Below are 13,389 nucleotides of genomic sequence, written 5' to 3'. Positions count from 1 at the left end.
AAAGGTTATGTTTAGTAATCGGCAATGGGTGCCTTATCGTAATAAGCCCGGATTTCAGCTTCCGTAGGCGGTTGCACCGGCCGTACCAGGCGGATCCCGATAAACGGCGCCTCGGGGAACCACCAGTTGCTTTTGGGTATCTGCGGGTCGAGCTGCTTCCACTCCGGATCGGAAGGCAAACGGGCAGCCGAGCGCAAGGCACTGGCATCGTCCTCGAATGACCCGCCCCGGATACTGTGAGGATACAGCTGGTCGGGTTCCACCACCGGATTTTCCACCGGCCCGCCCGTAAATTTTCCATAAGCGCCGGCATCGTACTGATCGTACGTCCATTCCGCAACATTGCCATGCATATCGTATAGTCCCCAGTCGTTCGGTTTCTTCTGCCCCACCGCATGCGTGGTGCCGCCACTGTTGGTCACGAACCATCCATATTCACCCAGCAGCGACGGGTCGTCTCCGAAACTGTACTCCGTGTCACTTCCCGCGCGGCAGGCGTACTCCCATTCAGCTTCGGTAGGAAGCCGATAAAACACACCGGTGCGGGCATACAGCCATTTGCAGAACTGAATGGCATTGTACTGGGTCATCGCGAGCGCCGGATGCCCCTCCTTACCCATGCCGAAGGTCATGTCCAGGTAAGGTTTCGTAGGCCGGGTTACCGCATCCACCGCCGGAGTTACTGCCCCGTCTGACTTCATTGTTTCCAGGTCTTTGTAAACAAAAGGCTCGTAGAGGTCCCAGGTGACCTCGTAAGTGCCCATCCAGAAGGCGTCGACCATCACCTCGTGAGCCGGACGCTCGTCGGGGTTTCCTTTATCGCTTCCCTGTCGGTAAGTGCCGGCCGGAATAGGCTGCATGGCAAACCGGAGGTTAATACCGGGGATTTCCTGTACATAGGGATCGAAGTGCTGCTGGGCAGCCGCATCATTCCGTACGGAGCCAATCAGTAGTATCAGGCTGCCCAAAAAGAGGGAACGGTCTATAAACATGTGTATTCTTTTGGATAATCGGTGGGTTGAATTTAGGGTCTTTTTGGCGAAATACAAAATATAATGGTGTAAAAGGTACACGACTCCCGGCCACGGCAGGTGACGGCGCTCACCATAAAAAAAGCCGGACACAGGCGGTGTCCGGCTTGGTATGCTATATTTTCGGCAAACTACAGCTTGCGCTTCACTTCCACCTGCTCGTAGGCTTCAATGATATCGCCCACTTTGATGTCGTTGAAATTCTGGATATTCAGACCACATTCATAACCGGCGGACACTTCTTTTACATCGTCCTTAAACCGCTTCAATGAAGCCAGGTGTCCGGTATAAACCACCACACCGTCGCGGATTACCCGTATGTCGTGGTTGCGGTTAATTTTTCCGTCCAGCACCATACATCCGGCAATGGTACCCACCTTACTGATCTTGAACGTTTCCCGGATTTCCACGTTGGCCACGATCTTCTCTTCCAGTTTTGGTGCCAGCATGCCTTCCATTGCTGCTGTCACTTCTTCAATCGCATCATAGATAATGGAGTACAGCCGGATATCAATCTGTTCCTGTTCAGCCAGTCTGCGCGCGCCGGTGGATGGCCGTACCTGGAAACCGATAATAATCGCATCCGAGGCCGAGGCCAGCAATACGTCCGACTCCGAGATCTGCCCGACGGATTTGTGTATGATATTCACCTGGATTTCCTCCGTAGAAAGTTTCAGAAGGGAGTCGGACAGGGCCTCGATTGAACCGTCCACATCACCTTTGACAATGATGTTGAGTTCTTTAAAGTTACCGATGGCCAGACGCCGCCCGATTTCATCCAGCGTAATGTGTTTCTGGGTACGCATCCCCTGCTCACGCTGCAACTGAAGGCGTTTATTAGCTACCTGACGGGCATCGGACTCGCTCTCCATCTCATAAAACTTATCGCCCGCCGTCGGTGCACCCGACATTCCCAGTATCTGTACCGGTGTAGCCGGACCCGCTTCCGTTACTTTTTGCCCGCGCTCGTTATGCAATGCTTTTACCTTGCCGCTATAGGATCCCGCCAGAATCGGCGCACCCACCCGCAGTGTTCCCGACTGGATCAGTACGGTAGCCACGATTCCCCGGCCCTTATCCAGGCTGGCTTCGATGACGGAGCCAACAGCCCGCTTTTTCGGATCGGCACGGAGCTCCAGCAGTTCGGCTTCCAAAAGTACTTTATCAAGCAAGAGGTCTACATTTTGTCCTGTTTTACCCGATATTTCCTGGCATTGGTATTTACCGCCCCAGTCTTCCACTAAAATATTCATGGCAGCCAGCTGTTCGCGTATTTTATCAGCATTGGCTCCGGGTTTATCGATCTTGGTAAAGGCAAACACAATCGGCACACCCGCGGCCTGCGCGTGGTTGATCGCTTCCCGGGTCTGTGGCATCACACTGTCGTCAGCAGCAATCACAATAATGGCGATGTCCGTGATTTTAGCACCCCGGGCACGCATGGCGGTAAATGCCTCGTGACCCGGTGTATCGAGGAACGTCATTTTCCTTCCGTCCTCGAGCGTCACTTCATATGCACCGATGTGCTGCGTGATTCCGCCCGCCTCACCGGCAATAACATTGGATTTGCGCACGTAATCGAGCAGTGAAGTTTTACCGTGGTCAACGTGTCCCATAACGGTCACTATCGGCGCACGGGGCTGCAGGTTATCCGGATTGTCGGGTTCTTCCAGTTCGGTATGTTCCTCGTCATCCGGCTTCACGAATTCAATTTCGTAACCGAATTCATCGGCCACGATGGCAATTGTCTCCGCATCCAGCCGCTGGTTGATTGACACAAATAATCCCAGGCTCATACAGGTACCAATAACCTGTGTTACAGGCACCCCCATCATACTGGCCAGGTCATTTGCCGTTACGAACTCCGTTACTTTCAGCACCTTGGACATCATTTCCTGTTCCAGTGCCGCTTCTTCTGCCGAGTGGGCTATATCATCTCGTTTCTGACGGCGAAGTTTTGCCCGTTGTGCAAATTTCCCCGACTTACCCGCCCCACTGAGCCGGGCAAGCGTAGCCTTGATCTGATCCTGGATTTCTTTTTCCGAAGGTTCCTCTTTATGCTCGGTGGTATGCCTTGGTTTTCCTTTAAAATCGTGCCTTCCCTTACCGTCGGCCGACTGGTTCGGTGCGTTCCCGCCCGGACGCTGTCCGCCACCTCCGCCACCCGGGCGATCCTTCCGTTTGCGTTTCCGCTTATGGTCATGCGCTGATACACCTGTCGCACTGGATGACGATGCAACCGGTTTGTCTTTGGGTTGGTGTGCAGCCAGGTCAATGCGGCCGACCACATGCGGTCCGGCAAGCCGTTGCGCACGGGCACGGATCACGCCTTCGCCGCTGGGTTTGTTTTCGGGCGCTTTATCACGTGGCTGTTCCTCAGGTTTTGTTTCCGGCTGTGGCTTTTCCTCCGGTTGCTTCGCGGCTTCCGGAGCCGGGCTTTGCGTTTCCGGTGCTGCCTTTTCCTCTACCTTCGGTTCTTCCGCCTTGGTTTCAGGCACGGTGGTTTCTTCCTTTTCGGCCGTTTTAGGCGCTTCTTTAGCAGGCTTTCCGCGTTTCAGGCTATCCAGATCGATTTTTCCGACGATCTTCATGCCACCCGAGGTATGCGGTTTTTCCGTTTGCTGCTGGGCCTCCGACTCATGCTGTCGGCTTTCCGTTACCGGGGCCTCTGTGCTTTTATCTGCTGTTGTAAGTGCTCCCGTATCTTTAATCAGGATCTCTTCGCCGTCGCTATCTTTTGGTTTTTTGGGCACAACAGGTTCGGCAGGGGTTTCTTCGCGGCGGATTTTGCCAATGATAATCTGATTGGCTTCCTCCTTTACGATTTTATCCCCCTGAAACTCCTGCAAGAGCACATGATAGGTATCACTGTCCAGCTTTGTATTTGGTTTGGATTCAACTTCATAGCCATTCTTGGCCAAAAAATCGACCGCAGTACCGATACCAATGTTCAGTTCCTTTGCTGCTTTCAGCAGTGTTATGCTTTTACCTTCTGACATCTAATTTATCTAGCTCCTTTTTTTGTGCTGATACAAAAATATATTTTTTTATATGTTTATTGGCAAATTCAACAAGAAATAAAAAAGACAGGCACGAGGCACTTACCGGCGGCAGCGTTATTCAAATTCCGCTTGCAGCACCTGGATAATTTCCTGGATTGTATTCTCTTCTAAATCAGTCCGCTTTACCAGATCATCTACCGAAAGCGCCAGTACGGACTTCGCCGTATCCAATCCCACGCGCTTCAATTCATCAATGATCCAGCTGTCAATTTCATCTGCGAATTCTTCAATATCCACATCTTCCTCCACTTCATCTGCTTCCCGGTACACATCGATTTCGTAACCGGTGAGCTTTCCGGCAAGCTTAATATTATGTCCGCCACGCCCGATAGCCAGAGAAACCTGGTCCGATTTGAGGTATACGGCAGCCGTTTTATTCTCATCGTCCAGTTTAATGGAACCGATCCGCGCCGGGCTCAATGCCCGCTGGATATACAGCGAGTTATTGTTCGTGTAGTTAATAACATCGATATTCTCGTTGCGCAATTCCCGGACGATGCCGTGGATACGCGACCCTTTCATACCGACGCAGGCACCTACGGGATCAATGCGGTCGTCATAAGATTCCACCGCTACCTTCGCCCGTTCACCCGGTTCCCGCACAATTTTACGGATCGTGATCAAACCATCGAATATTTCGGGTACTTCCAGCTCAAACAGGCGCTGCAGAAACTCCGGTGCCGTACGGGAAATAATAATCCTGGGATTACTGTTTACCATCTCCACCTTATGTACCACGGCGCGGATGCTATCGCCCTTTTTAAAATAATCTGCCGGTATCTGTTCGGTTTTTGGCAAAATCAATTCATTGCCGTCATCGTCGAGCACCAGGGTCTCTTTCTTCCATATCTGGTATACTTCACCTGTGATCAGCTCCCCTTCCCGGTCCTTGTATTTTTTGAATACCTCGTCCTTCTCCAATTCCAGAATTTTGGAAACCAGTGTCTGACGGGCAGCCAGAATGGCCCGGCGACCAAAACTTTCGAGTGTGATTTCCTCAATATAATCGTCACCTACTTCCAGATCGGGATCAAACTTATGCGCTGCTGACAATTCGATTTCCAGGTCGTCATCTTCCGAAAATTCATCTTCCACGACCACCCTTGTCCGCCAGATCTCCAAGTCGCCATTGTCCGGGTTCACGATGACGTCGCAATTTTCATCTGTGCCGTATTTCCTCCGGATCATGCTCCGGAAGACTTCCTCCAGCACGCTGATGACCGTAGGGCGGTCGATGTTTTTGAACTCTTTAAATTCCTGAAAAGAGTCAATTAAATTGATATTATTGCTCATTTTACCTAAATGAAATTAACACCTTTGTTGTTATGATATCATCAAAGGGAACCGTGTTTTGCTGAACAACCGCTTTCTTCCCTTTTTCCTTTATTTTTTCTTCGATGGTAATGCCGGTATCGGTCACCTCGCGTAATGTACCCTCCCGCATCCGGCCGTCGTGTAGTTTCAACTGTACATTCCGGCCGATATTCTTGCGGTACTGCCTCAGTGAGGTGAGCGGTGCATCCACTCCCGGTGAAGATACCTCCAGCCGATACGCGTGATGGATAAGCCCCTCTTCTTCCAGATGGAATCCCACGTGGCGGCTTATTGCGGCGCAATCCTGGATGCTGATTCCCTGGTCACCGTCCACAAGCACCTCCAGTTTTCCGCTGGAATGCATCTTGACCCCCACTAAAAAAAGGTCTTCCCGATCTGCAATCTTCGCATTGATCAATTCGATAACCCGATCTTCTACTTCCATGCCATTTGGGATTAACGTGCATTAAAAAAGGGGACGATCAAGTGTCCCCTCTTTCTCAAGATGATGCAAAGATAATAATTTTTTTATATTTTAAAAAGCCGTGTTTTACGTTAATAAAAATACATCGGGCAACTGGCCCGGATGGATGGCAGGCCATTGGCTTTCCTGCGGGACCGCTTCGGGACCTGTTCGACCCTTCTCCGGGATTTCTTCGATGTCCGTTCGAGGTGCCTCGTAACGCAACGGATTGCACGCCGACCAGCCTCGAAGCGCACTCGAAGCACAGTCGAAGCCCTGTCGAACAAGTCCCGAAGCAGACCCGAACAGGCCCCGAACAACACTCGAAGCACAGTCGAATAAACCTCGAAGCATACTAAACCCCCGGGGCGGACGAGTCCGATGCGCGTGCTTCCGGTTCCCTTATTAGGCTGCGGAATCGACAACCTAACGTTTTTCAACCACCGTGCTGATCGTTTTCTGCATCTGCGCCATCATTGCCGTCAGTGTTTCCATTGTGGGTTCCGGACTGGGTTCGGGCAGCTGCGTGCTGATGTAGGCTTTTGCCTGCCAGACTTCCAGTATATCCGCCGCTTCCACCCAATACGGCTCATAATTCTTATTATCGGAAAGCAATTTCAGGCCCTTATCCTCTTTATATTTAAATGCTATGCGTTTATATACCACCCCATCCGACCGGGAGATGATGATATAGGTCTGGCCGGGCTTGATGTCCATCCAGTTTTCCACGTACTCCGCGATTACAATGCTACCGGGCTGCAGCGGCAGCATGGAGTCGCCTTTGATCTCGAACGCCCGGTAGGTCCCCTGCCTGAACATGGGCAGGCTGAATTTGGGAAGCTCAGCGACGTATTCCGGATCGGCATAGCCGTTCAGGTAACCCGCACTGGCTTTGACCGGAACCAGTTCAATATTCTCGCGGTCTTCCCCGTCTACCGTAATGCTTAATACCCGTACATTGGCTGCGTTACCCCGGGGGGTCGGTTTCCATCTGTCATTAATGGTATCATTGGCTAGTTCATCCATGGTAAGTCCGTAGAATGAAGCAATTTTCTTTAGCAAATCGTATTTGGGGTCTGCACGTTCCTCTTCATAGGCGCCCACAGAAGCGCGCTTTATTCCCATTTCATCCGCAAACTGCTGTTGGGTAAGGCCTTTTTTCTTCCGTAAGTACTTAAGATTTTTGGCAATGTTGGACATAAAATTGAAAATTAATTTTGATTAACTAAATAAATTAGTATTATTGTGCCAATAAAATTAGCAACAATAATTTAAACGGCAAAATTTAGCCGAAAATAATTTTTCAACAGATGAGCACTTATGTTTATATCCTGACAGACAGCAACCGGAAATGCCTGCATGTGGGCATGACAACCGATCTATGCCAGGCCGCTGCGGCCTATCGTGAGCTGACCGCCTTATTTTCCGATACCGGATCAACTGTTTCCCGGTTGGTGTACCACGAGGCACATCCAACGGAAACGGCGGCTCTCACCCGCTTCAATGAATTGAGCCGGTATACCCGCATGCAAAAAGAAAGGCTGATCCGCCGGTATAACCCGAACTGGATCAGCCTGTCCCGTACGGCCACATTCTCCGTGACCCGCCGGCACCGTGCCATCGCCGGCTAATTACTATTCTGTTTTTGCCGCAATTGCCTTCCGGGAGCGCGCCACGTCTGCCGCGCTTATCGCACTGGAGTTATTACCGAAATTCAATCGGATATAAGTCAGTATTTTCGCGAGTTCATCATCGGCCAGAAAACCATGGGGCGGCATCACGCCGTTAAAAGACTGGCCTTTCACGGTAATCGGCCCTTCCAGTCCCTGCAACGTCAACTCAATCAGTTTCCGCTTATCCCCATTAACCCATTCCGATCCGTTCAACGGCGGGAAGCGGTTGCTGTCGCCCTGGCCGTTCCGCTGGTGGCAGGAAGCACAGTAACTGTTATACAGTGTTGCACCCACGTTTGCCTGTCCACGGTCGAGGTGATCGGTAACGGGATCCGGATCCTTGATATTGGACCGCATTTTCCGCTCTTCCATGGCCTGCAGCTCGGCAGTGCCAAACGCATTTTTGTCGCCCTTGAACATGATCCGCCATATCGTGCCTTTTACACTGTCGCTGATATACAGCGAGCCGTCAGGCCCCATAGCCAGTCCGACGGGCCGGTGGACGGCATCACTGGTATTCACAATCGTATCCTGCTGAGCGAAACCGTCGGCAAACACTTCCCAGGGGCCTGAAGGTTTTCCGTCACGGAACGGCACGAAGCAGACAAAGTAGCCCGACTGCGGATACGGGGTACGTATGGTCGACCCATGAAATGCAATGAATGCTCCGTTTTTATAGCGCGCAGGAAACTGGTCGCCGGTGTAAAACAGCAGGTCGTTCGGCGCCCAATGACCGGGGAAACCGATCAATGGCTGGGCGATGCTGTCGGCGCCCCCCGTCTTCTTCCCATCACCACCGTACTCGGGATTCAACAGCTTTTTTCCCTGCAGCTGATCGTAATAATAATAGGGCCATCCGGCATTATCCCCTTCCTCCAGCCGGAAGAACTCTTCCGACGGAAGCATGCCGCTGTCCCATGCATTGTAGTACTCCGGCCATGAAGTATTGAGGTAATCACGGCCATGCTGGAGGGCATACAGCGCGTTGCTTTCGGAGTTCCAGCTCATCGCTATCACACTCCGCAGGCCGGTAACGTACCGCTTACCGTCGCGCTGTGTCTGGTTGGTCTTATTGGCATCAAACTGCCATATTCCGCCGTGGTCTTCCAGCTCCGGGCAGGGAAATTGCCCCGGCGCACCGGGCACGCGTCCGCCCAGCTGACAGATGTCACTTGGCGCGCCGAAGGAGACATACAGGTGCCCTTCATTATCAAATGCGAGGGGTTTTGCCATGTGTTCGTATCCATGGACGTCATTTTTATAATCGTCCACGAGGATGGTCTCCGTTTCGCCTTCCGGGACCAGCTGGCCGGGTGTCAGCTTGGTGCGGTAAACCGCCCCAGCCGAGCTGAAATAGAGGTAATCGTTATAAATCCGCATGCCGGTCGGCCCGTACCCCGGTGTCACTTCATAGTCGCCGAAGAACACAATGCTATCGGCCTTGCCGTCGCCATCCGTATCCCGCAGGGCTACATTTCCCGCGTTCGGCTGTGCGTCACGCAGTTTTACGTACATATCTCCGTTGGCGTTCACCGCCAGGTGCCTGGCTTTCCCCAGGCTGTCAACCACCGTAACCGCCTCAAATCCACCGGGAAGAGCTAATCCACCGTTGTCGGCATCCCCCGGAGGGAGCGTATCCGCCACACGCGTACACCGGACGCAGCAAAAGAAGACCAGGACAAGAAAAAAAGGTAATGTTCTCATAACGGCAGTACTATTGGTTTGCTTTCCATGTGGCCGACGCAATACCATTGAGGTCCCAGACAACGCGCCCGGCCCGAATGGTTAGCTCAGCCTGAAGTTTGCTATCGCCTTCTTTTTTATTCAACGACGAATCCAGGAAACCGATCCTGCCCTGTTGCAGACTGAACACGGCGACATCCGCCTCGGCACCTACATCGAGGTTACCAAGCTCTTCGCGGTGGATCACCTGTGCAGGTTTCCAGGTGGATGCTTCAATAGCTGCGCCGAGCGGCATGCCGAGATCCAGCATTTTGGATACCACATTAAGCATGTCCTTCATACCGGCGTTCATGCTGCCGGTATGCAGGTCGGTACTGATGGTGTTCGGCCAGAATCCCTGCTGGGTGGCGGGTACGGCCACCCGGTAAAAGAAACTTCCGCCGCCATGCCCTACGTCAAAGATAAGCCCGTTTTTCTGTGCGGTCACCCAATAGGGTTTTACCCGGCCGTTTGCGTCCAGAATTCCCTCCTTCGGACCATGACCGGAATGGTCACCGCCATACATGTGGGTCAGGATATCCCCCGGCCGCAGCACCTCGGTAAATAGCTTTTCGAGCGGCAGCGGGGAATCGCTGGCACCGGCGCCGCCGAGGTCGACCATCACCGGAATGTTCGCATTCCTTCCCACTTCAGCCGCCTTTTCATAAGGCTCCCATTCCAGGCCCTGGTAATGGGCTATTTTAATACCAATGATCTCGGGGTGCGCTTTGGCGACCATGGTGGTCATTTTCGGGTCCATATCAAAGAGGTTCTGTTCATAAGGAACCACACCCCGCATGCCCTCGCCGACGATATTGAGGAATGCCAGCACCCGGGTCTGTGAGCGGTCGATTACCTGTTCCTTAAACAGGTTAAAATTCTTCCAGCCGGCGCCACCTGCATCGGCAACGGTCGTTACGCCCGCACGGAATGTAAAACCGTCCGGCGGCAACGCAGTAAAACTATTGCTCAGGTACCGGTCGGGAACCGTGCCCCAGAAGTGATGGCCGTGCAGGTCGATTAACCCCGGGGTCACATACAGGCCCTTGGCGTCGACGACTTTCTTCGCCTGTGATGCATTGATGTCCGGGGCCACTGCGGCAATCTTTCCATTGCCGATGGCAACGTCCATCACACCGTCGATCCCGTTTTTCGGATCAATGACATGCCCTCCCTTTAACAACAGGTCGTATTGCTGTGCCTGCACCCACGACACCGTGAAACAAAAAATAGCAACAAATAGGTAATAGACTGTTCTTTTCATCATATGGTTTTTTATTTAAGGTTAGTTATTTAAACGATTAAACAAGCGCTCGCGGCCTTAACTGGCCCGTCCACACTATTAAGAAGACCCTGTTTTTCCTTTTTATCCTACCAGCCCGGCGCGAAATTTAACCCGAAAGTACCGAATTCAAGATCAGTCCGCTGAAACGGGAACGCATAATACGGTTCAAGTACCAGCGCACCGAACAGGTTAACCCGCAGGGACACGCCCGCACTCAGCGCGGGAATACGCTCATATACTTCAATTGGCTGTGTCGGATCAAGCGGGTTCGGCCGGGTACCTACCAGGCGCGGGGTGCTTCGGAAAGCGACCTTGGAATCGCTGTTCCAGGCGAGGCCCGCATCGAAAAACAGGTTAAGGTCCGAGAAAAGCAAGCTCGACGGGATAGCTGCCAGCCGTTCCGGACCGGTAAACGGCAGCCGGATTTCAAAATTGAAAACGGCAATCCGCGTACCCATCATGCTATTGAAATTAAATACACTGGAATTATTCCGGAACGATGCGCTTTCATATCCGCGGATCAGGTGCGGATAGCCGAGGAACAGCGGGTACAGCGCATTTTCATCTTTGCCCGCGCGCATGTAGGTATACGCGCGTGCCGCGATTGTAATTGGTTTAAACCGGCTGTATTTTCGCAGGTCGAAGGTATAAGCCGAAAAGTTGTAATCCCCGAAATATTTTTCCATGCCAAGCCGGTAACGGAATCCCTGCAACGGGGCAGCAATGCCAAACACGGCATTATCGCCCACGAAAGACGCATTGGCCTGCTGGATGGTAAACGCATTGAAATTCCCTCCGAAAATGGCGCTGGCCTGCTCATTCGTTATCTTATCCCGGCCACCCCTACCGATATAATCCTGCCACCAGTTATCTACCCGGTAGCTGTACCGGGCGACCGCTCCGCCAAGCTCAAAGCGGTGGTGCTTGGAGAACGGATAGGCGCCAAAGGCTTCTGCCTGCTGCTGGAATGTACGGATAATATACGTTTCAAAACTGGGTACCTGGACAATATCGCCATTCTGGTCGTAAGCCGGACGCGTGCCGTATGCCGAAAATCCGGACATATACGGGATGTGCGAGATGGCACCGCCCCAATTGATCCGGCTTTTCTGATTAATATAGGCAACCTGTCCGCCGAAGTCATAGATCTCGCCATTAATGGAGAGGGCCGCAAAAATCTGGTTCTGGCCGAGGATATCCGAAAACATGCCCTGGATGCCGCTGGAGATACCGGCACCGTAACGGCTACCGACGGCCATACCCATCCCGCTGTTCGCGAGGTAATCCAGTTTGAAGTTCGGCCGGTAGCCTACAGAATCGATCTGATTGTCGGCAATCCGCTGAAATAAATTGAAATTGCTAAGGTTAGCATTCACTACATCGACGCCGAGGTTCTCCGGCGGCGGCAGCAGGGCGGCATTGAAGTTGACCGTTAACGGATCTACTTTTACCGGCTCAAAATCAGCCACCTTTGCATTATAGACGCTGTATTCGTTTCGCCGGTAATACGAATAAACAACGTCGTTATTTGCCGACAGACTTAACGCCGGCGAATACTCTGTGATGCCGCTGATACCCGTGAAATATTCCGTCATCCGCTCCGTCGTTCCGTCGCCTAGCGTATACCGGAACATGTTCCGGAAGCCATCGCTGTTCGATAGGAAATAGAGCTGGCTGTTATCGGCCGAGAACTGCGGGTTCAGGTTATTAGCCCCGGGGAATACGTCGATGTTGCTGATTTCGCCGGTAGCCAGGTCAAACAGCGCGAGGTTCATGGGAATGTTGACGTCCCGCGAACGCTTCTGCCAGGCTACCCGATCGGTGCTGAATACAATTTTCCGGCCATCCCAGGAGAAACTGGGCTGGAAGTCGGAATAGGCATCATTGGTCAGCTGGGTCAGCTTTTTCGTGCCGAGATGATAAAGGTATAAATCGCTGACCCCGTTTTTCAGTCCCGAGAATGCAAGGGTTTCGCCATCCGGCGACCAGGCGATGTTACCGAATTCTGTGACGTCGCCCATGGCTTCCAGGAATAGCGTACGGCCGTTGGTCACGTCCACGGCCATCAGTTTGCTCCGGCCCCGACTGAATACACTGAACGCAAATTTCCGGCTATCGGGGGAAAAAGCCCCCGCCGACTCCAGGAAACTGAATTCATCAATGTCGGTATTGGTAAGCCGGCTGCTCAGCTTTCGTATAATTTCGCCGCTCTGCGCATCGGCCAGAAAAAGATCAATGCTGAACAGGTCGCGTTCCGAAAGGAAAGCGACGTATTTGCCGTCAGGAGAAATAGCCGGAGAAACGTTCATGCTCCCCCCGGAGTTCTGCCGATTGAGGATAGACCGTCCCACAGGCGCCCTGGAAGTATCGATGGGAAGACTGCGGTAGGCATTGATCATGCTGTTCTTCCATAGGTTGGACAGTGTTTCGGAATCGTATCCGAATACGCGCCTGATCCCCATTTCATAACCGTACATGGCGGTGGCTTTGAATAAGGGCATGATGACCGTATCACCGTAGGTAGATCCGATATACGACCAGAAGGCCTGTCCGAACCGGTAGGGAAAATACCGGTTCTGGTTTTCCGTCATTGCCCGTAGCGAGGGAATATCATTATTCAGGTAGGCATCCCGCATCCACATGGCGGTGAAGGCGTCTTTTTTACCGACAGAAAAGTACTCTGCCATCCCTTCAACCATCCAAAGCGGAATATTACCGATATTTTCGAGCCGTGTTGTATCCCCCCCTTCCATCAGTACCCGGTACTGGAAGGCATGCACCAATTCGTGGCCGAGTACGTGGCGGGTTTGCTGGTTAATGAGCATGACCGGCATGACCA

At 52.5% G+C, this 13,389-nt stretch carries 9 protein-coding genes; 1 reads left to right on the top strand and 8 read right to left on the bottom strand.

Features of this window, described 5'->3' with window-relative positions; translation table 11 throughout:
* Window positions 1-11: 11 nt before the first annotated feature.
* From ABWO75_RS08545 to ABWO75_RS08525, 5 genes are all read right to left on the bottom strand, one after another.
* A complete protein-coding gene (locus ABWO75_RS08545) occupies window positions 12-992 on the bottom strand; it encodes a formylglycine-generating enzyme family protein (protein WP_353184551.1) in 981 nt (326 codons plus the stop codon).
* A 170-nt stretch (window positions 993-1,162) separates the two neighbouring features.
* Window positions 1,163-4,030 (bottom strand): translation initiation factor IF-2, encoded by a 2,868-nt coding sequence (gene infB / locus ABWO75_RS08540; RefSeq protein WP_353184549.1) that lies wholly within the window; start codon window positions 4,028-4,030, stop codon window positions 1,163-1,165.
* 117 nt (window positions 4,031-4,147) lie between these two features.
* Window positions 4,148-5,386 carry a transcription termination factor NusA gene (nusA, locus tag ABWO75_RS08535; protein ID WP_353184547.1) on the bottom strand — a complete coding sequence of 413 codons (1,239 nt, stop codon included), beginning with the start codon at window positions 5,384-5,386 and terminating at the stop codon, window positions 4,148-4,150.
* A 1-nt stretch (window position 5,387) separates the two neighbouring features.
* Window positions 5,388-5,852, bottom strand: a complete 465-nt coding sequence (gene rimP, locus ABWO75_RS08530) for a ribosome assembly cofactor RimP (protein ID WP_353184545.1) — start codon at window positions 5,850-5,852, stop codon at window positions 5,388-5,390.
* A 444-nt stretch (window positions 5,853-6,296) separates the two neighbouring features.
* The gene (locus ABWO75_RS08525) at window positions 6,297-7,070 is read right to left on the bottom strand and encodes an XRE family transcriptional regulator (protein ID WP_353184543.1); all 774 of its coding nucleotides are present in this window, start codon (window positions 7,068-7,070) and stop codon (window positions 6,297-6,299) included.
* Window positions 7,071-7,180: 110 nt separating this feature from the next.
* Between ABWO75_RS08525 and ABWO75_RS08520 the strand changes: the two genes are divergently transcribed.
* Entirely contained in the window at window positions 7,181-7,501 is a 321-nt protein-coding gene (locus ABWO75_RS08520; protein ID WP_353184541.1) for a GIY-YIG nuclease family protein, read from the top strand.
* Window positions 7,502-7,504: 3 nt separating this feature from the next.
* On the opposite strand, the gene ABWO75_RS08515 is transcribed toward ABWO75_RS08520, so the two are convergent.
* The 3 genes from ABWO75_RS08515 to ABWO75_RS08505 form a co-directional block, all read right to left on the bottom strand.
* Window positions 7,505-9,247 (bottom strand): PQQ-dependent sugar dehydrogenase, encoded by a 1,743-nt coding sequence (locus ABWO75_RS08515; protein WP_353184539.1) that lies wholly within the window; start codon window positions 9,245-9,247, stop codon window positions 7,505-7,507.
* Window positions 9,248-9,257: 10 nt separating this feature from the next.
* Window positions 9,258-10,532, bottom strand: coding sequence for an amidohydrolase/deacetylase family metallohydrolase (locus ABWO75_RS08510; RefSeq protein ID WP_353184537.1), 1,275 nt, complete (start codon window positions 10,530-10,532; stop codon window positions 9,258-9,260).
* Between the two features lie 104 nt (window positions 10,533-10,636).
* Window positions 10,637-13,389: tolB protein precursor (locus tag ABWO75_RS08505; protein ID WP_353184535.1), on the bottom strand; the 2,753-nt coding region annotated here is incomplete at its 5' end.

Origin of the sequence: Parapedobacter lycopersici (assembly GCF_040395035.1) — a bacterium.
GTDB lineage: Bacteria > Bacteroidota > Bacteroidia > Sphingobacteriales > Sphingobacteriaceae > Parapedobacter > Parapedobacter lycopersici_A.
The sequence above is the reverse complement of the archived record's forward strand: the minus strand, read 5'-3'. Positions and strand labels throughout refer to the sequence as shown.

Coding starts and splice junctions, on each gene's coding strand:
- ABWO75_RS08515 (WP_353184539.1), bottom strand. CDS start 9,247: ATGAGAACATTACCTTTTTTTCTTGTCCTGGTCTTCTTTTGCTGCGTC.
- ABWO75_RS08525 (WP_353184543.1), bottom strand. CDS start 7,070: ATGTCCAACATTGCCAAAAATCTTAAGTACTTACGGAAGAAAAAAGGC.
- ABWO75_RS08510 (WP_353184537.1), bottom strand. CDS start 10,532: ATGATGAAAAGAACAGTCTATTACCTATTTGTTGCTATTTTTTGTTTC.
- ABWO75_RS08520 (WP_353184541.1), top strand. CDS start 7,181: ATGAGCACTTATGTTTATATCCTGACAGACAGCAACCGGAAATGCCTG.
- nusA (WP_353184547.1), bottom strand. CDS start 5,386: ATGAGCAATAATATCAATTTAATTGACTCTTTTCAGGAATTTAAAGAG.
- ABWO75_RS08545 (WP_353184551.1), bottom strand. CDS start 992: ATGTTTATAGACCGTTCCCTCTTTTTGGGCAGCCTGATACTACTGATT.
- infB (WP_353184549.1), bottom strand. CDS start 4,030: ATGTCAGAAGGTAAAAGCATAACACTGCTGAAAGCAGCAAAGGAACTG.
- rimP (WP_353184545.1), bottom strand. CDS start 5,852: ATGGAAGTAGAAGATCGGGTTATCGAATTGATCAATGCGAAGATTGCA.